The sequence below is a fragment of the Streptomyces sp. NPDC031340 genome (assembly GCF_055569945.1).
Window position 1 is genome coordinate 13,139 of sequence record NZ_JBVIIE010000021.1, and the last position, 19,976, is coordinate 33,114.

The window sequence follows — 19,976 nt, forward strand, 5'->3', positions numbered from 1 at the left end:
GGGGCGGGCGTCGGCACGAGGGCGCCCGGGCGTACGGCCTCGAGAAACCCCCTGCGAAGAGGCCACAAGTCAGCCCGGTACGCCGGGCCCTTGAGGCGGACGCGGGCACACGGAGCGCCCGGGCGGGTGACAAGCGCCTGGGAGCCTCTGCCGGTACCTTGCTGCCCACCACAACGAGGCGGTGAGGAATGACCGATGCGTTCGCCCGGGACGGCCGGCCGGTGTGCGGCGTATGCCCGTCCCTGCGGTGCCCAGGCGGCGCGTTCGACGTCGTCGAACGCCCCTCCCGCGACTGCCCCTTCGACCCGGCGACCGGCCACCGGTTCACCGCGGCCGGTGTGCCCGTGTGCGTGCACCCCGAGCGGGTCGGTCTGCCTGCCGCCCCGTATGCCAGCGACGGACTGCCGCTGCCGTGGGAGACCCCGCCGCCCGCCGAGGCCGGCGAGGTCCCCGCATGGGTACGCGCGGTGCTGGACGCGGCACCGCCGGAAGCCTGCGACGAGGTGATCGAGCAGGCGACTGCGCTCCTGCTCGCCGCGGACCCCGGCACGGACGTCACGGCGGTGCTGCGCGCCGCTCTCGGCTAGGCCGCGGCGAAGTCGAGGGCGTGCTCCCGGCCGGAGCGGCCCATGCCGATGCTCTCGTACAGGCCGGCCAGCACGCCGCGGCGCCGGACGACCTCTTCGTGGTCGAGCCAGTAGCGGGCGGGCGGCTCACCCCACGCCAGGCGGTAGCAGTCGTGGGTGTATCCGCCCGCGCGGTAGTCGGTGTGCTCCTGGTCGGTCTGGTGGATGATGGCGATGCCGCGGGCGTCGGCGATCCGCCCGAGCAACTGGGCCTGGGCGAGCATCGCGTGGGTCATCTCGTCGACCGGCACGGCGATGGGGATCTCCGCCACCTGGTCGTCGGCGGTGAGCGCATACACCGCGGCCTTGAGCGCCAGGGCGCGCAGGCCTTCCTCGAACAGCGCGGGCGCGTCCGCCTCGAGGTTCCACCGCTGCACCACGGGGAAGCCGGTGAAGCACTGCCAGTCGTCGCTGTACTCCAGTGACGCGGCCTTGAACGCGCCGAACTCCTTGTCGCCCTTGATGCCGTCCAGGATCACCTTCGCGGCGTCTGCGACGGTGCGCGCCGCGGGCAACTCGATGTGGGACATGAGGTTCCTCTCTCGATGGGCCGGAATGGGCGGGTGGTGCGTGGCCGGCGCCCCCGCGGGACACTGCACTCCGCGGAGGCGCCGGGGCTTGAGGGGGCGGCCGTCAGGGCGGTGCCTGCGCCAGCACCACGGCCAGGGCCGGGCCGGTCACGGCCGCCACGTAGAGAAGCAGTGCGGCGACGGCTCTCACTGGGTGAGGCTCTCGAAGTGGTCGGCGAGCGCGTTCACCGAGCGGGCCAGCTTGACGGCCACGGCCAGGCGCACGGGGTCGTTGTTCCCGTCGCCCAGGCGCAGTCTCATGAGGGCCTCGCCGACGCACGCCAGCGCGCACGCCCGGGGGACGTCGTCCTTCGGCAGGTCCCGGGCCGCCGCTTCGACGCTCGGGATGAGGACGTTGATGTGCCCGCGCAGCATCAGCGCCAGGGTGGACAGCTCGCCCGGCTCGGGCGTTTCGGCATCGTCGGCGAGCAGCCGGCGCACGGTGGCGCGCATCGTAGCGATGTCCGGCGGGTGCTGGTGGTCCTCTGCCGTGACGGCGGAGCGGGCGGTAGCGTGCGGCATGTCGACTCCTGGTAGTCGGCCAGCCCCGGGGCCGTGTCAGCGGTCGCCGGGGCGCTGCTTGTGCCCGTCATCGAATCGCGGGTGAACTGGCAGGGAAGGAGCCACACAGGGGGCCAGGAGGGGGCCAGACTGGCAGCCGGAAGGGGGCCCGATGGCAGAGGACCGCAGACGCCAGTTCGGCCAGTACCTCGCAGGGCTGCGCCGTCGCACCGGCAAGTCGCAACGCCAGCTCGCCGGCCTGCTGTGCACGTTGTCCGGTGTCCAGTCGGTCACCCGGAACGAGGTGTCCCGCTGGGAGCGGGGCGGCCGGGTGCCCGAGGTGTGGCTGCCGTTCCTCGCCGCCGCCCTGCGCACCCCGGACACGCAGTTACGGCAGGCCGCCGCCTACGCCCGCGGCGACCGCCTGGCGCAGCTTCCCGGCGCCTCTGCCACGCTCGCCGAACTCCTACCGCCCGGGGACCCGTTGGAGCCGCTGGCGGCTCGTACAGGGCGCCGTATCAGCGCGGCACAGGTCGAGGGTCTGGCAGCCCGGGTGCATGGCCTGCGGCTCGCCGACGACGTCCTGTCGGGCGGGGACCTGATCGCCCCCGCGTTCCGGGAGCTGTCCGCCGCCGTGACCCTGCACCGCGAAGCCTCCTACGCCGACGACGTCGGGCGTGCCCTGCTCGAGCAGATCGGGGAGCTTGCGCAGATCACCGGCTGGATCGCCTCCGACGCGGGCCGTCTCGAGGACGCAGAGCGCGCCTACCGGCTCGGGATCTCCGCAGCACGGCAGGCAGGTGACGGCCCGTTGACGGCGAACCTCGCCGGGTCTCTGGCCTACCAGTGGTCGAACTCAGGGCGGGTGCAAGACGGCATCGGCCTGGCGCAGGCCGCGGTCGACGAGGCCGGCGACGACGCCCCCGGCAAGACGCGGGCACTGTTTCTCGACCGGGTGGCGTGGGCGCACGCGAAGGCGGGCCGCTCGCACGCCCAAGAGGCGCTGCGGGCGCTCGGCGAGGCGCACGACGCGCTCACCGACGACTGCCACGGCGAGGCGCCGCTGTGGGCGTACTGGGTGAGTCGGGAAGAACTCGAGGTGATGGACGCCCGGGTCTTCACAGAGTTGCGCCGGCCGCTGCGCGCCGTGCCCCTGCTCGCCGACGTCCTCGCCCGGTACGACGTGACGCACGCCCGGGAACTGGCCCTGTACCGGTCGTGGCTCGCCGTGGCCCTGGCGGACGCCAACGAGCCGGAGCGGGCCGCAGCGGAGGCCCTGCGCGTCATCGAACTGTCCGGTGACCTCGCCTCCGACCGGACCGCCTCCCGTACCCGAGCGGTCCTCGAGCGGCTGAAGGAGTTCGACGATGTGCCCGAGGTGCGAGCCGTCCTGGCGGAGCACGGGCATCTGCTGCTCGCATGAGAAGAGCCCCTGCCCTCGAGGACCGAGGACAGGGGCTTGCGGCCGTGTCAGCGCGTGCCGTCGTCGTACGTCCGGCGCCATGCGTTGTGGGCCCGCCGGCCGACGCGCAGCCGCAGCTTCCTGCCGAGGCAGCGCGGGCACATCTTCGTCTTCCCGAACCGCTCGATGGTGCCGAGGCCGCCGCACCTGCGGCACGGGGCGAACGGCTTCACGGCGCACAGTACGGCGTAGCCGCCGAGCCAGAGAACGAGCGCGGCCATAGCAAGCAGCATGAGGTGCCTTCCCTCCGGTTCCGGGCGGTTCCCGGGGTGTGGGTGGTGCCCCTGCTAGGCGCTAGTTGCCTGCTCAGGGGCCGGATTCGGTGCTAGCGGGGCCGCTAGACCTAGCGGGGCGGGGTGCTAGGTCTAGCGGTCGTTGTGAGGGTCAGCCGGCGAGCCGGTCGGCTTCTCGGCGGGTGACGGCGGCGACGACGTCGGCGCGCTTGATGCCGCGCCGGTTGGCGCCCTCGCCGTCGTCGGTGCTGCCCCATACCTGGCCCGTCTTGATGCCCCACGGCTTCACGGCCGCGGTGACGTTCTCGCCCTTCCAGTCGGCGTAGGCGTCGGGCCGCAGTTCGGCGAGCCGGTCGGCGATCCGCTCGCACCACACGGCCTTCTCGTCGGCGCCCATGACGGCGAGGACGTCGCCGAGGACGTCCATGCCCACGGTCTTCGCCGGTCCCTCGCCGATGGCGTGGCCGGTGATGTTGCCGTACTCCTCGCGCATCTTCCGCGCTCGCGCGGCCACGAGTTCGGCCTTGGGCGCGTCGACGAACGCGGAGGCGACGATGCGCGGGTCGTCGCCCTCGCCTCCCATCCAGCAGATGCCGAGGTCACGGCGGCTGAACATGGTGGCGCGGATACCCGACTTGTACATGCCGGTACCGAGCACCAGATCGTTTGCGGTGTGGTTCATGACCTTCAGGCAGAACCGCAGCACCGCGTTCGCGCTGATACCGGTGGGCAGCGACTTCGCGTCGGGCCGCTGCGTGGCGTACATGCCGATGATGCCCAGAGCCGGCCCGCGCTTGGTGATGTCCGTGCAGATGGATTCCAGCTCGGCGCCGTGCTTGTCGTGCTCGAACAGCACCTGGCACTCGTCAATGCCGATGACGATCGGGTGCAGACCGAGGCTCTTGTCACTGGCCAGAGCCGGGGTCACCTTCGACTCGGGGCAGCGCGTGCGCGGCAGGGACCGGATCACCTTCGCCCGGCGCCGCAGCTCCTCCTTGACCTCCCGCAGCGCGTGCAGGATGTACTCGATGTCCTCGTCTTCCTCCCCGGACCGGTACCGGTGGGCGACGGGCTCGAGCGGGCCGAGGTCGCCGGTTCCCTTCAGGTCGAACGGCAGCAGCCACGCCCGCGGGTCCAGCGCGGCGATGAGCAGCAGCAGACGGAGCAGGAACGTCTTGCCCATGCGCGGGATGGAGCCGATGACGACCGAGGCGAACATCAGCGTCACCTCAACCCACCGCATCCGCTGGTCGTTGCCGAACACGACCGGCCGGAAGAGGTCGACCTGCCCGTCCTTCAGCAGCGGCCACGGCGGCTTGCTGGTCTCGTTCATCGGCTTGTCGCCGACCCACAGCACCAGGCGGCCCTCGTGCTCGTCGGGGTCGCCGGACGGCCACACGCAGCCGACCTTGCGGCGCAGGCCCGAGGCGAGTGCCTCGCGCTTCTCCATGATGTCGTCCGGGGTGACGCCGTACGGCAGGTCAAGGTCGGCACGGTAGCCGGGCCCGTCGCGGACGATCTCCGAGGTGAAGCGCATCCCGTCCATGTCGCCGCCCTTCTTGATGGCGGCCGAGATGCGCGGGTTGCCGATGGCGTCCAGGCCGCGCAGGACGATCGTCCCGGTGAGGCGCTGCAGCTCGGTCCGCATCACCGCGGGGCCGATGACGGGCGCGTCCGGCTGCTGCCCGAGGTAGCCGAGGGTCAGCACGCCGCCGGCGGCGAACGCCCCCAGGAACGCGGGCGCCATGACGTACAGCCACAGGGCGAACCCTGCGCCGAACACGGCGGCGACGACGGCGACCAGGCCGCGCAGCCGGACGCGGTTGCCGCGCAGCCGGGCAAGGTTCAGGTACTCGTCTACGTCCTCGGTGCGCACGGCGTGGTCGCGGAGCGGGGCGGCCTCCCGGTCCCACACCCACCGGTTCGTCTCGGCGACGAAGCGGCAGGCGCCGCGCGGGGACATGGCGGCGAGCTGCAGGGCGTACCAGGGGGCGCGCAGTCCGTGGTAGGCGGTGGCGTACCCGAGGCGGCCGGCGGTGTGCCTGGCGGCCGCCGTGAACTCGGCCCGGTCGCGCAGCCACGGCGGCAGGATCGGCTTCCGCTTCTCGTCGACGACGCCCGGGGCGGGCAGCTTGGGGTTGTCGACAGGTACGGGCGTACTCGGCGTGCCCGGCCGTTCGGGTACGGCCGTACCTGCCGTACCCGGGTCATCGGCTTTGGCGAGTGCGACAGTGTCCGTCACGATGGTTCCTCCGGTCGTTCTGTTGGGCGGTCCGGGACACGGGGCGCCCGGGTGTACCTGGCCGGGTACGGGCGCCCCGTGGCGTACCTACTGGGGCTTGGCGGCCCGCTTGCGGGCGCGCTCCTTGATGGCGGCGATGTCGCGGTCGATGTCGGGCTGGTGGGTGATGCCGGCGGCCGCGCGGCGCACACCGCGGGCCTCCAGGCGGACGATGGCGGCCTTCTCGCTGAGCGTGAGCTTCAGGTCGTCGGCCATGGTCAGTTGTCCTTCTTCTTGCCGACGACGAGGCGGTAGAACGGGACGTCCTTGCTGCGGGCGTCGCGGGAGGCGGCCTCGGTCGCGCGGTCGTGGTTCTCGGCGTCGACGGTGCCCCGGCCGGTCGTGTTGCGGTTGCGGTCCTGGGCGAGGTAGTACCACTTGCTCATGTCTTCTCCTGCGGGTTGCGGGCCGGGCTGTCCGGCCCCACCGCACCCCCGCTACTGATCCAGGTGGATCAGTAGGCGGAGGACGGAAGGGCAGGTCAGCGGCCCTTCTGGTAGTCGCGCCACATGGCGCGCAGGACGAGCAGGCAGGCCGTGGCGCACGGGGCGGCGATAGCGACGGCCAAGAAGCCCAGGGCGAGGCCGACGGAGCCGACGCAGACGGCGAGGCCGATACCGAGCCAGCGGCCGACGTTCACCGGCTCGCGGTGCTGGTGCTGGCAGGCCGCCGGCTGCTGCGGCTGCATGGCCTGCGCGATGGCCTGCCCCATCAGGACGGCCTTCATCAGCTCCAACTGCTGGCTGTCCTGTGCGGCATCACCCGCGGCGGCGATGGCTTTCTGCAGGGCGTCGTCGGTCATCGCGCCCACCTCCGCAGCCACGGCGCACGCAGGCCCGCGGCCAAGCCGGCCGCGAACGCCACCAGGACGGGCTTGGCGAGCAGCCACGCGCCCACGGAGGGCAGCAGCGGCGGGTACAGCAGCAGCACGGCCAGCACGGCCCCGAGCAGCAGCCACTTCATGACGACACCCCCTGACCTGCCAGCTTCGGCAGAGCCTCACGGAACGCTTCCTGGATCTGCTTCGCCTTGTCCTGGCCGACGTTGAGCCGGTCCTTGATGGCGCGGATGGACGGGACCTTGCCCGCCAGCAGTTCCTCCTTGAACTGCTCGGCGGCCAGGCCGACGCCGTACTCGGTGAGTGGGGCCAGCTCGTCGGCGTGACTGCCGCCCATCAGGTACTCGTGGTCGGCTTTCCATGCCTCGTCGGGTACGTACTCGGCGCGTACCTCTGCGCGGGTACGGGCGTACTCGGCGGCGGGCACAAGCGCCTTCGCGGCGGGCGCCGGCCGGGCGACGATCGGCAGCAGCCGCGCCCCCTCGGGTACGGCCGGAGGGATCGGCCGGACGGGCTCCGGTACGGCGGGTACGGGTTCCGCTTCCGCCTCGGCCGTGTACTCGACGGGCTCCTCGGCGGGCGTCTCCTCGGGTACGTCGGCGAGGCGGTGCACCCGCCACAGGACGAGCGGGGAGATCGCGGCGACGGCGACAACGAGGGGCCAGTCGACGGGCAACAGGCCGGCCGTCACGAGATGACTTGCCGCGTTCACCGCGATCAGCGCGGCCACGGCCGTCAGGACGTCACGGTGAGCGCGCAGGGCCCGCACGGTGTAGATGTCGAGGGCGCCCGGCACGGCCGCGGCAACCCACTGGCTGAAGCCGACCGCGCGGGCGAGGTCGTACTCGGCCGAGGCGGTGGCGACGAGGGCGAACAGAAGGGCGCCCCACTTGAGGTAGTCGTGGTTCACAGGCCCCCACCACCGCGGCGGTTCTCGGCACGGCTGCGCTGAGACGGCATGGTGCGCGGGCCGTTGACCCAGGGGAAGGGGCGGATGGCGTCGGCGGCCTTGAACACGCGCAGGGCGGTGTCAGCGGGGGCGTCGGGCAGGGCATAGACCCTGGCGCCCTCGATCGAGGCGAGCAGTCGCGCGCCGTGGTGCTCGCAGCCGACGGCGCTGGCGTTTGCCGCGTCCAGCACGGTCACCGCCACCGGGCCGCTGCACGGCGTCGGGTCATCGGGATGCGCGGCCGCGCACCGCTCGATCGTGCACGCCGGGGGCGCCTCCGTCGCGGGGGCCACGGCTCGCAGGAGGATGCGCAGGGCTTCGGTGATGGCGCCGTGCGCCTGGTTGAGGGCGAACACGTCGCCGTGGTCGACGCCGGCGTAGTCCTCGAGCAAGCGTCGGGCCACACGGACCGCGGTGTCGACGTCGCTCGGCTCGCGCCAGCCATCGGCTGCGGCACCGTGCAGGGTCTCTCGGATGGTCATCGGTCCGCACCTCCGTGCAGCGCGCTGAGTTCGTCGGCCAGCTCTCGCAGTTGGTCGGCGTGGGTGTCGAGGGCGGCCGCCAGGTCGTACAGCCCCAAGGCATCGAGGGTGTTGCCCAGCAGGCTCACCGTGACCCCGGGTCGGGCGTCCGCCGCGAACGGGTACAGCACGAGCGCGGCCTCGCCGATCGTGTGGCCGCGGAAGACGACGCGGTGGTCAGGGCCCCGGTGGAAGATGTCGACCCGGTAGCCGGGACGGTGTCCGGCGTGGCCGATGCACCAGGCCGTTTCCGGCAGGGTGACAGCGCCGGCGTCGGTCGTCGCCAGGGTGACGGTCCGCTCACTCACCGGTCACCGCCAGCAGGGCGGCCTCAACGGTGGCGAGGGCCTGCTTCGGGTCGGGCTGGCCCGCGACGTAGTCCTCGAGCAGTTCGGCCCACGCCACGACCGCCGGAGAGGCGCCCTTGAGCGTCTTCGCGTGCGGGGCGCGTATGCCCTCGAGGAACGCAGCCACGCTAGGGAGCTGGTCCGGGACGGAACGGCGGATCGCGTCCCGCTCTTCCGCCTTGAGGGCCTGGCCGACGGTGATGTGCACCCCCGTAAGGGCCACGTCCGGGTTCTTGAGGTGGGCCGCGTCTCCGCTCGAGAGAACCTCGCCAAAGGCGGCGGGAAAGATCTGTACGGTGTTGCTCATGGTCTGGACTCCTGATCGCTGGGTCTTGATCAAGGCGCCGTTCGGTGTGTGGAGCACCGGGCGGCGCCGTCCCGTCTCACGCGCGTCTCACAGACTGCGCGGAAGCGTGGGGACTTGGAGCTTCTGACCTGGCCTCAAGTGGCTGTCTCTGGACTGTGTGGAACCCGTGGAAGCCGTTCAGATCACTACGGATCAGAAGGTTGCAGGTTCGAATCCTGCCGAGTGCACACAGGTCAAAGGCCCCTTGGGATCATCCCAAGGGGCCTTTGACATCAGCCGATGACATCAACGCGGCCGCAGACGGCGCTCAGTCGTCGCTGCTCGACTTCTCCTGGTCTTCTGAATCTTCGGCGGAGTCGTCCAACCTGAGAGCGTCGTCCATTGATCGGCGGCGGCCCGGAGCGTTGTCCCCATCACGTGCGCGTAGGTGTCGAGCGTCATCGTGATCGTGCTGTGGCCGAGCGTCTCCATGATCGTGCGGGGGTCGACTCCCTGAGCGAGCAGCAGCGAGGCGCAGGTGTGACGCAGGTCGTGAACGCGTACGCGGCGCACGTGCGCGTCTCGGCAGAGGATCTCCAGCATCCTGTTGAGGCCGCGGGGATCGTGGACGCGGCCGGACGGCGTGGTGAAGATCAGCCCGTCCGGCTGTCTCGGCACAGGCTTCCACTTCTCGCCCGCGACCTTCCGCTCACGCTGCTGCTGTTCGAGGTGAGCGTGAGGGCTCGCACGCAGGCTCTCGGCAGGGACACCGTACGGATGGACCGCTTGGTCTTCGGGGTGCCGAAGAGCAGCTCCCGCCGAATGCGCTGAACGTTCCGGCGTACCCGGAGTTGCCCGTTCGCGAGGTCGACGTCAGACCAGGTGAGGGCGAGAGCCTCGCCGCGGCGCAGGCCGGTGGACACGAGCAGCAGCCACAGAGCAATGCTCAGGACTTGTGGATCGGCGCCCCGGGAGCGCACGAAGGGCGTACCTTCCCGGGTGATTGATCGACCAGTCACCGAGTAGACCCGCGTTCGCAGCGCGGGTTGGGAAGGCACGCCCATGCTCAGCGTAGTGACCGCCGACGGCTCGACCGAGACCGGCTCCCTGATCGACGAGATCGTCCGCGAAGGCGCCCGGCGGATGCTCGCCGCCGCCCTGGAGGCCGAAGTCAACCAGTACATTTCCGAGTTGGCCGCGGAGACCGACGAGCGTGGCCGCCGTCTGGTGGTCCGCAATGGCCGCCACCGGTCCCGCACCGTGGCCACCGCGGCCGGGCCGATCGAGGTCACCGCGCCCCGGGTCAACGACCGGCGCGTGGACGAGGCCACCGGCGAGCGGATGCGGTTCTCCTCGAAGATCTTGGCGCCGTGGTGCCGCAAGTCGCCCAAGGTCAGCGAGGTGCTGCCGCTTCTCTACCTGCACGGGCTGTCCAGCGGCGACTTCGTGCCCGCACTCGAGCAGTTCCTCGGCTCCTCGGCCGGGCTGTCGCCGGCCACCGTGACCCGGCTGACCAAGCAGTGGAGCGACGACCACGCCGCTTTCCAGGAGCGCGACCTCGCGGACAGCGACTTCGTCTACGTGTGGGCCGACGGGGTGCACCCCAAGGTCCGCCTCGGCCAGGCCCACTCCTGCGTCCTGGTCCTGCTCGGAGTGCGCCTGGACGGCACTTAGGAGCTGATCGCCCTGGCCGAGGGGCTGCGCGAGTCCACCGAGTCGTGGGCCGACCTGCTGCGCGACTGCCGCCGCGGCGGCATGCGCGACCCCGAACTCGTCGTCGGCGACGGCGCGATGGGCCTGTGGAAGGCCCTGGCCGAGGTGTTCCCCGCCGCCCGGCATCAGCGCTGCTGGGTCCACAAAGCCCGAAATGTCACGAACGCCCTGCCGAAGTCCGCACAGCCGGGCGCGACGAAGGCGATGCAGGAGATCTACAACGCCGAGGACCGCGCCCACGCCGAGAAGGCGATCGATGCATTCGCGAAGACCTACGGCGCCAAGTTCCCCAAAGCCGTCGCGAAGATCGCCGACGACCAGGAGGAACTGCTGGCCTTCTATGACTTCCCGGCCGAGCACTGGATCCACTTGCGGACCACGAATCCCATCGAGTCGACCTTCTCCACCGTCAAGCTCCGCACCAAGGTCACCCGCGGCGCCGGCAGCCCGGCCGCCGCGCTCGCCATGGTGTTCAAGCTCGTCGAGTCCGCCCAGGCCCGCTGGCGCGCGATCACCGGGGCCCAGCTCGTCGCCCTCGTCCGCGCGGGAGCGAGGTTCGAGAACGGCGTCCTGGTCGAGCGTCAGGACCAAGCCGCATGAGACCCTACGACGCCCGCAGGAAGAGCCGGCCGAGCACCTGCGTCTCGTTGCCCACCTTCGCGAGTTCGTGCAGGTCACCGGCGGCTGAGGAGACGGCTCTGGTCAAGAAGGTCCTCACCGATCCAGATCAGACCATGGCACAGTCCGCTGTGCTGCGGCACCTGGACCACAGGGCCACCGCCCTCCGCCTCGGCCTCGCCTTTGAACCCGTGGGCCGAGCGCCCCTTGCTCGAAAATCGCGTGATGGTCACCGAGTAGGCCCGCGTTGCAGCGCCTCCAGCCCATCGAGGATGGCCTGAAGGCCGATTTGGAAAGTGTTGTCGGGCGCCGCGCCGTAGTCGACGCTGTGGGTGTCGAGGCGGGCGCGCAGACGAGGGAATTGTGTGGCGATCTCGCGAGCCTCGGCCTGGGCTTCGCCGATGGCCTGTTCGGCGTCACCGCTGCCTTCGCGCCGCAGTTTGCGGGTGAGTGAGGCTGTCGCGGCTGGGCCGAGGGCGTTGCCGAGGACGAAGGTGAAAACGGCGGCCGCGGCCTGGTCGGCTGCGGGGCCGGCGAATCCCGCGGCTTCGTAGATGGCGAGGAGGTGGTCGTCGTGGCGGGCCTTGCCGGGGCCGAACATGAGGAGGGAGCCAAAGGCCTGCAGCAGCCACGGGTGGCGGGTGAGCATTGCGTACAGGTCACTGGCCATGATGGTGGCCGCCGTGCGCCAGCCGACCCCGTCGGGGTCGGGCAGCGCGATTTCGTGCCACAGCTGGTCGCCGGCGAGGGCGATGAGGTTGTCCTTGCTGCCCACGTGCCAGTAGACCGCGGTGGCCGCCGAGCCCAGCCGCTGGCCCAGTGCCCGCATGCTCAGGCCCTCCAGCCCTTCGGCGTCCAGCAGGGTGATGGCGGCAGTGAGGATCTGTTCGCGGGTCAGTGTGTTGCGGGGCATGGATTCACGATAGCCCTCGACTTGCACGCTGTTCAAGAAACGTCTTGCACAGTGTTCAGGTCGTTCGCTAGCCTCCACTTGAACACAGTGCAAGTTGCCGCGAAGCCCGAGGCGCCGTGCGAGAACCACACCGATCGAGGGGGAATCGAGATGTCACACGATGCGCTGGCGGAGTTCGTCGAGGAGAAGGCCAAGGAGCTCGGCATCCCGGGTGCTGCGGTGGGAGTCCGGGTGGACGGACGGGAGCTGACCGTCTGCCACGGCGTGACGAACATCGACAACCCGCTGCCCGTCGACCGGGACACACTCTTCGTGCTGGGCTCGGTCACCAAGACCTACACGGCGACCGCGATCATGCGCCTGGTCGAGCAGGGCCGGGTCGAGCTGGAGGCGCCAGTGCGCCGCTACGTTCCCGAACTCCGGCTCCCCGATGAGGACGCGGCCGCGCACATCACCATCCTGAACCTGCTCAACCACACCGCCGGGCTGGACACCCGGATGGTCTTCGACAGCGGAGACGGAGACGACGCGCTGGCCCGCGAGGTGACCAACATGGCCGAGGTGGCGCTGATCGGCCCAGTCGGCGGCCGCGCCTCCTACAGCCAACTCGGCTACAACCTACTCGGCCGGGTCGTCGAGAACGTCACCGGCGAGACCTACGAGGCCGCTGTCGCCTCACTCGTCCTGGAACAGGCCGGCATGACCGACAGCGTCTTCACCGCCAGACAGGCCATCACCCGCCGGTTCGCCGTGGGCCACAACCTCAGTGAAGGGGCGCTCAAGGTCGCCCGGACTTGGAAGGACACGCGCGGCAACAACCCGGGCGGCGGCCTGGTGTCCTCGGTCTCCGACCAGTTGCGCTGGGCCCGGTTCCACCTCGGCGGCGGTGACCTGGCGAGGCGCATGCAGGAGCCGACGGTGGAGCTGCACGGCTCCACGCTCGGCGACGCCATCGGCCTCGGCTGGTTCCTGCGCGACGTGGACGGAGTGCGCACCGTCGGGCACGGCGGATCGACCAACGGACAGTTCGCCAACCTGCTGCTGGTCCCGGAGCGGGACTTCGCCGTCGTGGCGGCGTCCAACGCCGGGCCCGACAATGGCCTGGAGTTCAACCAGGCCGTGCTCCGCTGGGCGCTCGAACACTACCTTGGCGTGGTCGAGCGCGACCCCGACCCGCTCCCGTACGACCCGCAGCGCGCCCAGGAGATCACCGGGCACTACGAGAATGAATTCATGACGCTGATCATCGACGCCGACGGCGACACGATGACGGTTGAATGCCGGATCAAGCCGGAGATCCGCGCGGCGGCCGACAGGGAACTGCCAGCGGACCTGCCGCCGGCCAGCCTCGGCCTGCTCCCCGGCAGCGGCGACGAGTACATCGTCACCGGCGGCGGCCTGATCGGCCAGCGCGGGTTCCTCACCCGCAATGCCGACGGCGCCATCGTCGGGGCCGACATGGCCGGACGGTTCTTCAACCGGGTCTCCTCGACACCCTCCGAGTGACACCTTGGGAACCCCCGGAGAGCACCGCAGGCGAGGCTGGCACAGCTTCGCCCAGGTCCACAACATTTGACAATTACTCGCAGCCACAGGGCGTAGAGGCGGTGGGAGCGAGCGGCCTTGAGGAGCAGGCGGACTTCTCCGGCGTCCAGCGGGCGCACCTCCTTCGTGTCGACGGTGGGGGTCTCCACGATTCGGGCGACGTTGCGCGCGATCAGTTCCTCGCGCATCGCCTGTTGCAGCGCGGACCGCAGGACGGCATGGATGTACTGGACGGTGCGGGCCGACGGAAGACGCTGGCAGCAGCGGCCTACGGCGCAGCACGACCGCTTCTCCTCCGGCGCAGCACGACCGCTTCTCCTCCGGACGCTCCTTGTCGGCGCCACGCAGACAGCACAGGCAGGAGGTCTTGAACTCCATCAGGAAGCGGCGAATGTCTGCCGGAGACAGGCGGTTGAGTCTCTTCTTGCCGAGTGCCGGCCGAATGTAGAGGCGGGTCAGACCCTCGTAAATGTTCAGGGTCGAGGGCTTGAGTCGCTCGGGTGCGATCGCAGGGAGCCAGTAGGTGAGGTACTCGCCGAACGGCATGGTCGACTTGGCAGCCGGGATGCCCTTTCGTGTCTTCTCCTGCAACTCGGTGAGCTTGTCGGCGACTTCCTCACGGGTCTTGCCATAGACGAACTTCCGGGTGCGGGTCCCGTCGGAGCGGTAGACATAGGCGGCGGCGTGGTAACGGCCGTCCGCGCGCTTGGTGATCGTTCCTTCGCCGTTGGCGCGTCGCTTTGCCACTATGCGGCCTCCTCCAACTGGTTGTGCATGTACTCGCGGACGGCGTCGACCGGGATACGACGGGCCCGGCCAGACGTATAGCTGCGGAGCTGTTTCGTGCGAATGAGGTCGTAGAGCTTGCTGCGGCTGAGACGCAGCGCCGTCATGGCCTCGGGGACGGTGAGTGCTTGGGCCTCGCTCGGGACAGCGGTGAGCACGTCAGAACCTCCGGTGAGAGGGAAGGGCTTTGCTGGGCCCCCTCATGAGGGGCGCTACTTCCGCTACCGCCGCTACCGTGCAGGTCAGGGGCCTGTTGGAGGTAGCGGGAAGGGGTAGCGGTAGCGGATGGGTAGCGGGGAGGTAGCGGCAACCGGGGCCGGTTGCCGCTACCGCGTTAGTGCTGCTCAGACCAGGTTTTCGGTGCCGGGTAGCGGAGGTAGCGGACTTTCCGGGGGTGGGGGGCAGTAGCGGGCCCATGCGTCCCAGAGATCGGCGGCGTAGTAGCCCTTGAGGACGCTGCCGGCGGCCTTGATGTTGCGGGAGGTGATCGGCTCGTTGTCGGCCGTCATGTACTCGGCGAGCATCTTGGACAGGCGCCGGTTGTCGAGGGGCTTGCCGTGCAGGTCGGCCCAGGGGGCGTCGTCGAGGGCGTTGAGCCGGTCGAGGATGGCGACGGTGGGCAGGCGGTCGATGCCGGTCATGACGTGGTCGCGCAGGTCGGTCAGCAGGCGCACACCGAGGCTGCCCTTGTCGTTGGCGCGGGAGGCTTTGACCAGGGTCAGGCAGGCGTCCCGTGCCCGGTCGGGCCAGTGACCGCCAGCCGCGTCGGCGACGGCCAACAGGGGCTCCCACACGTCTGCCGGTCGGTCGGCGACTCCTTCCGGCATGTCCGGCCAGGCCCCCATGACGGACGCGCGGGCCTGCTCGGTCCATTCGGCGAGCCGGTCACGGAGCTTGTGGCCCTCGGCTTCGTGGATACGGGCCCGGAAGGGTCGACCTTCTCGTTCCGTGCCCGGCGGCGCATGCGGATGATGACGGAGCGGGTCAGGATCGTGTCCGGGAGCGAGCCGAGTCCGGCGACCGCGACCGCGCAGTACGAGGGGAACGCCTGCACGGTCTGGTTGCCGCCGTCGCCGATGCACCGATAGGTGACCCCCGTGCGGCGGTGTCCTGCGTTGAGGAACCCGCGCAGCTCCTCGTTGTCGCCCGCCTTGGGGCCGAAGACGGTGTCGATCTCGTCGAACAGGATCGTGGGCTTGCCGCCGGGTCCGGAGACGGAGCGGAACAGGGCGGCGGCGGAGGCGTTGACGGCCGTCATGGGCTGCGGGACGAGGGTTTCCACGATCTCCAGCGCCCGCGTCTTGCCCGAGCCCGGTTCCGGGGACAGGAAGGCGATGCGGGGGGTGGAGTCGAAGCAGTCGAGCAGGTGGGCGTGCGCGTCCCACAAGGTGACGGCGACGAACGCGGCGTCGGTGGGGAAGACGTTGAAGCGGCGGTGGAAGGCATCCACCTCGTCCAGCAGTGCGGCGCCGTCGATGGCCGAAGTCATGCGGCGGCCCTCCCTTCGGTGGGGGCGGCGGGCGTTCTGGTGCAGGCGGACTTGTGGGCAGTCGGCGACCAGTGCGGCCACGTCCTCGGGGTCGGTGGCGGTGCCGGTTCGGCCGCAGGCGCAGGCGTAGGCGGCGGTGGGGGTGCTGCCGTAGCGCTTGGACCAGCGGGCGCCGTCGTAGTGGTGGCGGTAGACCGGTGGCGCGAAGATCCGGATACCGGGCCGGTCCGGGCTCGGATCGGTGGGCGTGTGCCGGTTCGAGCGAAGGCTGTCACGACGCCCTGACGGGCGGCGCCCTTTGCGGCGCCCACGGACGGCGGAGGCGCGGCCGGTTCGGCGGCGCGCGCGGGTCGGTCTGTCTGTTCAGCTTCTTCCTTAACCTCGCGCTTTCACGTGGCAGGGCGTCCGGTAGGTGATCAGAAACGCGGAGAGTGCTCCTGACCTGCAACGATGGGACTTGTCTAGGGTCCAGGTCGTCGCGTGAAAGAAGCACTCTCCAGGTGAAGAAGCGTATCGGGTCCTACCCGTGTGCCCGTACCGAAGGTGGTGGTCGCGGCGTGGTCTCCCAGGCCGGCGGTGTGCTGCTGGTGGAGACGATCCGCAAGACCGGCCTGGACAGGGCGATATCGGCGGCGTTGGCGCCGTGACGCAAGTCGCGGTCGGTGCATGATCCGGGCAAGGTCCTGCTGGATGTGGCGCTGGCGGTCGCGCTGGGCGGGGACTGCCTGGCGGATGTGGGCATGCTTCGGGCCGAGCCAGCCGTATTCGGGCCGGTCGCCTCCGACCCGACAGTCTCCCGCCTGGTCGACACCCTTGCCGCCTCGGGCGAGAAGGCACTGACCGCAATCCGCACAGCCCGGTCCGAAGTCCGCTGCCGGGTCTGGACGTTGGCCCGCGACGGGGCTCCGGACGCCGGTGGGCAGGTGACCGTGGATCTGGACGGAGTGCTGGTCATCGCCCACTCGGACAAGCAGGACGCCGCCCCGACCTGGAAGAAGACCTACGGTCACCACCCGCTGATGGGCTTCGTCGACCACGGCCCCGGTGGCACCGGTGAACCTGTCGCTTCCCTTCTGAGGGCGGGCAACGCGGGCTCGAACACGGCCGCCGACCACATCGAGGCCGCCCGCCTCGCCCTCGCTCAGCTGCCCACGAAGTACCGGCGCGGGCGGCAGACCTTGATCCGCTGCGATTCCGCGGGCGGCACCCACGAGTTCGTCGCCTGGCTCGCCCAGCGCGGGCGCTGGCTGTCCTACTCGGTCGGCATGGTGATCACCGAGGCCATTCACCAGCACGTTCTGAAGATCCCGGCATCGGCATGGACGCCGGGCGTCGAGACCGGCGGCGAGGTCCGCGACGGGGCCTGGGTCGCCGAACTCACCGGCGACCTGCTTGAGGGCTGGCCGAAGGGCATGCGGCTGATCGTCCGCAAGGAACGGCCGCATCCCGGAGCCCAGTTGAGGATCACGGATGCAGACGGCATGCGGATCACCTGCTTTGCTACCAATGTGATGTCTCAGGACATCGGAAACCCTCGAACCTACGGGTTCGGGGGTTTCGTCGTGTTCGTGGGGTGCTGGGGCTGGTAGTCGCGGGTGGGGTCGATGATCGGATCTCGGAGGAGTTCTCCGGTGGTGGCGTTGACGATGCGGACGTGGAGATCGTCGACGAGCGGGATGACGTTGGTTCGGGTGTGGGTTCGTCCGACGCCTGTGTGGTGGAGTTTGCCGCCGACGCGGAGGTGACCAGGCCGGATTGGTCGATGCGGTCGTGGCGGACGCGGGTGTGGGTGTCGGCGTCACGGCTGTGGGCGGGCCGGGCCTTGGGGAGGGTGGTGTGGATCGCTGCCGGGGTCGCGCGGTGGGGCAGGGACCGGTGGGGGCGTTGGTGGTTGTAGGCGTGGGTGAACTGGTCGAGCAGGTCCTGCAGCTGGGGAAGCGTGGCGGGGTGGTGGGGTTGGGCGCGTAGCCAGTTCTTGGGATGCCGTGCGTGGCGGCGGCCTGGCGGAAGGTGTCCAGGACGATCGGGCCGGTGACCCGCTTCCAGCAGGTCACGTGCAGGGCGTAGCGGGAGCAGTCGTCCAGCCGGGTGAGGATCTCGGTGTCGGTGCCCCGGCGAGCCGGTAGTGGGTGAAGTCGGCCTGTCAGGTTTCGTTGGGCAGTGCGGCCTGGAAGCGGATGTAGGACGAGCGGGGCCGTTTGGCGGGTTCGGGGGTGACCAGCCCGTGCCGGGTCAGGTAGCGGCTGACGGTGGCCCGCGAGACGGTGTGAGCTGCCCCCGTACTCCTGCCGCCGACGCTGGCTCGTCTCATCGAAGAGCAGATCGCTACAGGCCGGTCGCGCGCTGCCCTGGGGCCGCTTGCCACCAGGGAGCATCCCGAGCTGTTCGGCATGGCCGGGGAACTACCGCCGATCATCATCAGCGACCTCTTCGGCGTCCACAGGAACACCGCGACCCAGTGGGCGGCGCTCGCCCAGGACAGCTGGGCCGGCTACCTCGCGGCCCTCAGAGCTGTCGAACAGCGCGGTCGGACCTTCGCCGGCCTTCATCAGGGCCGCGGAGTGCCCCGGCTACTGAAGAACGACGGTTACACCGCAGCGTTTGAGCAGCCGAACGATGTCCTCGAAATAGGAGAGCCCCTCATCAGGGTCCGAGACGACGTCTGCCAGCGCTCGACGCGCTACGTCCGCATCGTGCCAGATCAGGGTGAAGGGCAGGGCCACGCCGAAACCACCACCCAGGCAGTCCTTGAACGCGTTCCACTCCCGGCCGAAGTAGCCCCCGGGCCCCACGAGGGCCTCTGCCATCGCGCAGTGAAGGCCGGGCACGTCGGTGACGAACTTGCCGTCAAGATGATGGGTGCAGCCGGAGCGGTCCGGGCGCTGGCCGCTCATGCGGGTGGCCGTCAGGTCAAGCCACTCGGATCTACCCTGTGTGGAGTATGGGGCCCATTGGTTGCGGGTTGTCGGAGCTCCCCGATACCAGGTCTCCCAGATCGGCCGGGCCAACAGCGGAGGCCGATCGTCGCCGCCGTCAGCGAGTGTGATGTCGACGAGGGCGCCTCCGAGCACAGACGGCTGTGTCTTCTCGATTCGCAGGTACACGTTGTGGCGGTACATCACCTCGCCGTGGCGGTCCAGCGCCCACAATTGCACCCAGTCCCGGTCCCACTTGCGGGGTCGACGCAAGACGGCGAGCAAAGGTTCAGCGGCTTCGCATCCGATGAGGTGCAGTGGAGTCGATGGCGGGGCCCCGCGCGAGACAAACAGCCCATCCACTCCGAGACAGTGTCCAGCGGGACTGGCGACCATGGTGGTTCCCGCGAACAGTTTGAACTGCGGCGACACCGGCAGGGTGTGGTCCCAGGCGTGTTCCTCTTCGACCCCGGCCCCCACGACGACATCCACCAGGGCCGGGTCGCTTCGGTTCGGCTGGTTGGCTAGGACGACAGCGTCCACCAAGGTCCACCACTGCAGCGGCTGCTGGTCGTCCCATACCTCGACACACACATCGCCCAGCAGCTCAGTCGACTCTGCGGCTGGCGACAGGGCATCGCGCAAAGAACCTGTGGGAGTGCATCCTCGCAGCGTCAATACCTCGCGCTTCGGCGGCACCTTGTCCACAAACATGCCCTCGACGCTCGCGCACCGCCCCCAGTACTTCTCCTCGCCCTCCTCGTCCTCACGGACCAGCAGGTACTTGACCGGGAAACCCCGATCCCAGGCAGCGTGATCTGCGATCCGCACAAGTCCCCCGAACACTCCACCGATCTCTTGCCCAAGATACGGCGTCGGTCAGGAGACCACCGGCGCGGGCGACCGTGCGCTCAGCAGCTTGGTTGCTGTCGTTCTTAACCGAGGGTGGTGCAGCGGGCACCGAGGAATTGCGCAGCTTCGGAACACTGCCTCTTCACCAGTAGACGCCGCCCGTACTGCCGAGTGCAGACAGGTTGAAGGCCCGGGAGTGATCCGGGGCTTTCGGTGTTTCTGGGGCTTACGGCGGTGAGGTGCGGCAACGGGCCCTGGGCCGGGCGGAGTCGGCGCAGGGGTTGGTTGGCTCCTTCTATGCTTTGGGTCGGGGTGCCATGGCTGATCCAGACTGGAAAGACGACGGCGACTACGAGCGCGCGGTCGAGCGGGCCGAGCGGGTGACTCGGGTGGGCTGGACGGCGATTCTGGGCGTGACGGGGCTGATGGCCGTTGCCGCGATCGCTGCCGCCGTCGCCTGCCTGGCCGCCGTCGTCGGGATGGTTTACGTCGTGATGGCTGCCACGGGTTAGAGATCGTTTGTTGCCGGCCC

Annotated in this window: 23 protein-coding genes and 4 pseudogenes; 7 read left to right on the plus strand and 20 right to left on the minus strand. The window is 70.0% G+C overall.

Features of this window, described 5'->3' with window-relative positions; translation table 11 throughout:
* Window positions 1-188 precede the first annotated feature (188 nt).
* The gene (locus ACZ5GT_RS18115) at window positions 189-587 is read left to right on the plus strand and encodes a hypothetical protein (RefSeq protein ID WP_469024332.1); all 399 of its coding nucleotides are present in this window, start codon (window positions 189-191) and stop codon (window positions 585-587) included.
* Here the strand turns inward: ACZ5GT_RS18115 and ACZ5GT_RS18120 are convergent.
* Window positions 584-1,156 (minus strand): hypothetical protein, encoded by a 573-nt coding sequence (locus ACZ5GT_RS18120; RefSeq protein WP_469024337.1) that lies wholly within the window; start codon window positions 1,154-1,156, stop codon window positions 584-586. The genes ACZ5GT_RS18115 and ACZ5GT_RS18120 overlap by 4 nt on opposite strands.
* A gap of 186 nt (window positions 1,157-1,342) precedes the next feature.
* Window positions 1,343-1,717 (minus strand): DUF6415 family natural product biosynthesis protein, encoded by a 375-nt coding sequence (locus ACZ5GT_RS18125; RefSeq protein ID WP_469024344.1) that lies wholly within the window; start codon window positions 1,715-1,717, stop codon window positions 1,343-1,345.
* Window positions 1,718-1,868: 151 nt separating this feature from the next.
* On the opposite strand from ACZ5GT_RS18125, the gene ACZ5GT_RS18130 reads away from it, so the two are divergent.
* On the plus strand, window positions 1,869-3,119 hold the full coding sequence (locus tag ACZ5GT_RS18130; protein WP_469024352.1) for a helix-turn-helix domain-containing protein: 1,251 nt from the start codon (window positions 1,869-1,871) through the stop codon (window positions 3,117-3,119).
* Between the two features lie 47 nt (window positions 3,120-3,166).
* Here the strand turns inward: ACZ5GT_RS18130 and ACZ5GT_RS18135 are convergent, their stop codons facing one another.
* The 12 genes from ACZ5GT_RS18135 to ACZ5GT_RS18190 all read right to left on the minus strand — a co-directional run bounded on the left by ACZ5GT_RS18135 (window position 3,167) and on the right by ACZ5GT_RS18190 (window position 9,677).
* Window positions 3,167-3,379 carry a hypothetical protein gene (locus ACZ5GT_RS18135; protein WP_469024359.1) on the minus strand — a complete coding sequence of 71 codons (213 nt, stop codon included), beginning with the start codon at window positions 3,377-3,379 and terminating at the stop codon, window positions 3,167-3,169.
* 163 nt (window positions 3,380-3,542) lie between these two features.
* Entirely contained in the window at window positions 3,543-5,633 is a 2,091-nt protein-coding gene (locus tag ACZ5GT_RS18140; protein ID WP_469024364.1) for a cell division protein FtsK, read from the minus strand.
* An 87-nt stretch (window positions 5,634-5,720) separates the two neighbouring features.
* Window positions 5,721-5,888 (minus strand): hypothetical protein, encoded by a 168-nt coding sequence (locus ACZ5GT_RS18145; protein ID WP_469024371.1) that lies wholly within the window; start codon window positions 5,886-5,888, stop codon window positions 5,721-5,723.
* A 2-nt stretch (window positions 5,889-5,890) separates the two neighbouring features.
* Window positions 5,891-6,058, minus strand: coding sequence for a hypothetical protein (locus ACZ5GT_RS18150; RefSeq protein ID WP_469024378.1), 168 nt, complete (start codon window positions 6,056-6,058; stop codon window positions 5,891-5,893).
* Window positions 6,059-6,153: 95 nt separating this feature from the next.
* A complete protein-coding gene (locus ACZ5GT_RS18155; RefSeq protein ID WP_469024382.1) occupies window positions 6,154-6,474 on the minus strand; it encodes a hypothetical protein in 321 nt (106 codons plus the stop codon).
* Window positions 6,471-6,635: a hypothetical protein gene (locus ACZ5GT_RS18160; RefSeq protein ID WP_469024391.1), complete on the minus strand. Its 165-nt coding sequence runs from the start codon at window positions 6,633-6,635 to the stop codon at window positions 6,471-6,473. Before ACZ5GT_RS18160 ends, ACZ5GT_RS18155 begins: the two co-directional genes overlap by 4 nt.
* On the minus strand, window positions 6,632-7,420 hold the full coding sequence (locus ACZ5GT_RS18165) for a hypothetical protein (RefSeq protein ID WP_469024399.1): 789 nt from the start codon (window positions 7,418-7,420) through the stop codon (window positions 6,632-6,634). Before ACZ5GT_RS18165 ends, ACZ5GT_RS18160 begins: the two co-directional genes overlap by 4 nt.
* The gene (locus ACZ5GT_RS18170) at window positions 7,417-7,941 is read right to left on the minus strand and encodes a hypothetical protein (protein ID WP_469024406.1); all 525 of its coding nucleotides are present in this window, start codon (window positions 7,939-7,941) and stop codon (window positions 7,417-7,419) included. The genes ACZ5GT_RS18165 and ACZ5GT_RS18170 overlap by 4 nt, the downstream gene beginning before the upstream one ends.
* Entirely contained in the window at window positions 7,938-8,288 is a 351-nt protein-coding gene (locus tag ACZ5GT_RS18175) for a DUF6907 domain-containing protein (RefSeq protein ID WP_469024411.1), read from the minus strand. Before ACZ5GT_RS18175 ends, ACZ5GT_RS18170 begins: the two co-directional genes overlap by 4 nt.
* The gene (locus ACZ5GT_RS18180; protein ID WP_469024418.1) at window positions 8,281-8,634 is read right to left on the minus strand and encodes a hypothetical protein; all 354 of its coding nucleotides are present in this window, start codon (window positions 8,632-8,634) and stop codon (window positions 8,281-8,283) included. The genes ACZ5GT_RS18175 and ACZ5GT_RS18180 overlap by 8 nt, the downstream gene beginning before the upstream one ends.
* Window positions 8,635-8,919: 285 nt before the next feature.
* Window positions 8,920-9,291 carry a tyrosine-type recombinase/integrase gene (locus tag ACZ5GT_RS18185; RefSeq protein WP_469024421.1) on the minus strand — a complete coding sequence of 124 codons (372 nt, stop codon included), beginning with the start codon at window positions 9,289-9,291 and terminating at the stop codon, window positions 8,920-8,922.
* On the minus strand, window positions 9,267-9,677 hold the full coding sequence (locus tag ACZ5GT_RS18190) for a site-specific integrase (RefSeq protein WP_469024424.1): 411 nt from the start codon (window positions 9,675-9,677) through the stop codon (window positions 9,267-9,269). Before ACZ5GT_RS18190 ends, ACZ5GT_RS18185 begins: the two co-directional genes overlap by 25 nt.
* On the opposite strand from ACZ5GT_RS18190, the pseudogene ACZ5GT_RS18195 reads away from it, so the two are divergent.
* Window positions 9,676-10,926 (plus strand): annotated as a pseudogene (locus ACZ5GT_RS18195) (IS256 family transposase). The gene ACZ5GT_RS18190 and the pseudogene ACZ5GT_RS18195 sit on opposite strands and share 2 nt — an antisense overlap.
* 247 nt (window positions 10,927-11,173) lie before the next feature.
* On the opposite strand, the gene ACZ5GT_RS18200 reads toward ACZ5GT_RS18195, so the two are convergent.
* Complete coding sequence (locus tag ACZ5GT_RS18200) at window positions 11,174-11,857, minus strand: TetR/AcrR family transcriptional regulator (RefSeq protein WP_469024427.1); 684 nt, start codon at window positions 11,855-11,857, stop codon at window positions 11,174-11,176.
* Between the two features lie 150 nt (window positions 11,858-12,007).
* Between ACZ5GT_RS18200 and ACZ5GT_RS18205 the strand changes: the two genes are divergently transcribed.
* Window positions 12,008-13,363: a serine hydrolase domain-containing protein gene (locus tag ACZ5GT_RS18205; RefSeq protein WP_469024431.1), complete on the plus strand. Its 1,356-nt coding sequence runs from the start codon at window positions 12,008-12,010 to the stop codon at window positions 13,361-13,363.
* Between the two features lie 471 nt (window positions 13,364-13,834).
* Here ACZ5GT_RS18205 and ACZ5GT_RS18210 read toward each other — a convergent pair.
* From ACZ5GT_RS18210 to ACZ5GT_RS18220, 3 genes and pseudogenes are all read right to left on the minus strand, one after another.
* Window positions 13,835-13,948 (minus strand): annotated as a pseudogene (locus tag ACZ5GT_RS18210) (hypothetical protein); the annotation flags it as partial.
* Between the two features lie 200 nt (window positions 13,949-14,148).
* Complete coding sequence (locus ACZ5GT_RS18215; RefSeq protein ID WP_469024434.1) at window positions 14,149-14,346, minus strand: helix-turn-helix domain-containing protein; 198 nt, start codon at window positions 14,344-14,346, stop codon at window positions 14,149-14,151.
* Window positions 14,347-14,532: 186 nt separating this feature from the next.
* A pseudogene (locus ACZ5GT_RS18220) lies at window positions 14,533-15,677 on the minus strand (DUF3631 domain-containing protein).
* A gap of 500 nt (window positions 15,678-16,177) precedes the next feature.
* Here ACZ5GT_RS18220 and ACZ5GT_RS18225 point away from each other — a divergent pair.
* Both ACZ5GT_RS18225 and ACZ5GT_RS18230 read left to right on the plus strand, forming a co-directional pair.
* Window positions 16,178-17,203: pseudogene (locus tag ACZ5GT_RS18225) on the plus strand (IS1380 family transposase); the annotation flags it as partial.
* A 47-nt stretch (window positions 17,204-17,250) separates the two neighbouring features.
* A complete protein-coding gene (locus ACZ5GT_RS18230) occupies window positions 17,251-17,574 on the plus strand; it encodes a hypothetical protein (RefSeq protein ID WP_469024437.1) in 324 nt (107 codons plus the stop codon).
* A 246-nt stretch (window positions 17,575-17,820) separates the two neighbouring features.
* On the opposite strand, the gene ACZ5GT_RS18235 is transcribed toward ACZ5GT_RS18230, so the two are convergent.
* Window positions 17,821-17,988 (minus strand): hypothetical protein, encoded by a 168-nt coding sequence (locus ACZ5GT_RS18235; protein WP_469024440.1) that lies wholly within the window; start codon window positions 17,986-17,988, stop codon window positions 17,821-17,823.
* 259 nt (window positions 17,989-18,247) lie between these two features.
* Complete coding sequence (locus ACZ5GT_RS18240) at window positions 18,248-19,423, minus strand: barstar family protein (protein ID WP_469024443.1); 1,176 nt, start codon at window positions 19,421-19,423, stop codon at window positions 18,248-18,250.
* 338 nt (window positions 19,424-19,761) lie between these two features.
* On the opposite strand from ACZ5GT_RS18240, the gene ACZ5GT_RS18245 reads away from it, so the two are divergent.
* Complete coding sequence (locus tag ACZ5GT_RS18245; protein WP_469024446.1) at window positions 19,762-19,956, plus strand: hypothetical protein; 195 nt, start codon at window positions 19,762-19,764, stop codon at window positions 19,954-19,956.
* Window positions 19,957-19,976 lie beyond the last annotated feature (20 nt).

Coding starts and splice junctions, on each gene's coding strand:
- ACZ5GT_RS18125 (WP_469024344.1), bottom strand. CDS start 1,717: ATGCCGCACGCTACCGCCCGCTCCGCCGTCACGGCAGAGGACCACCAG.
- ACZ5GT_RS18120 (WP_469024337.1), bottom strand. CDS start 1,156: ATGTCCCACATCGAGTTGCCCGCGGCGCGCACCGTCGCAGACGCCGCG.
- ACZ5GT_RS18145 (WP_469024371.1), bottom strand. CDS start 5,888: ATGGCCGACGACCTGAAGCTCACGCTCAGCGAGAAGGCCGCCATCGTC.
- ACZ5GT_RS18115 (WP_469024332.1), top strand. CDS start 189: ATGACCGATGCGTTCGCCCGGGACGGCCGGCCGGTGTGCGGCGTATGC.
- ACZ5GT_RS18135 (WP_469024359.1), bottom strand. CDS start 3,379: ATGGCCGCGCTCGTTCTCTGGCTCGGCGGCTACGCCGTACTGTGCGCC.
- ACZ5GT_RS18245 (WP_469024446.1), top strand. CDS start 19,762: ATGGCTGATCCAGACTGGAAAGACGACGGCGACTACGAGCGCGCGGTC.
- ACZ5GT_RS18190 (WP_469024424.1), bottom strand. CDS start 9,677: ATGGGCGTGCCTTCCCAACCCGCGCTGCGAACGCGGGTCTACTCGGTG.
- ACZ5GT_RS18200 (WP_469024427.1), bottom strand. CDS start 11,857: ATGCCCCGCAACACACTGACCCGCGAACAGATCCTCACTGCCGCCATC.
- ACZ5GT_RS18150 (WP_469024378.1), bottom strand. CDS start 6,058: ATGAGCAAGTGGTACTACCTCGCCCAGGACCGCAACCGCAACACGACC.
- ACZ5GT_RS18170 (WP_469024406.1), bottom strand. CDS start 7,941: ATGACCATCCGAGAGACCCTGCACGGTGCCGCAGCCGATGGCTGGCGC.
- ACZ5GT_RS18130 (WP_469024352.1), top strand. CDS start 1,869: ATGGCAGAGGACCGCAGACGCCAGTTCGGCCAGTACCTCGCAGGGCTG.
- ACZ5GT_RS18180 (WP_469024418.1), bottom strand. CDS start 8,634: ATGAGCAACACCGTACAGATCTTTCCCGCCGCCTTTGGCGAGGTTCTC.
- ACZ5GT_RS18205 (WP_469024431.1), top strand. CDS start 12,008: ATGTCACACGATGCGCTGGCGGAGTTCGTCGAGGAGAAGGCCAAGGAG.
- ACZ5GT_RS18160 (WP_469024391.1), bottom strand. CDS start 6,635: ATGAAGTGGCTGCTGCTCGGGGCCGTGCTGGCCGTGCTGCTGCTGTAC.
- ACZ5GT_RS18235 (WP_469024440.1), bottom strand. CDS start 17,988: ATGAGACGAGCCAGCGTCGGCGGCAGGAGTACGGGGGCAGCTCACACC.
- ACZ5GT_RS18155 (WP_469024382.1), bottom strand. CDS start 6,474: ATGACCGACGACGCCCTGCAGAAAGCCATCGCCGCCGCGGGTGATGCC.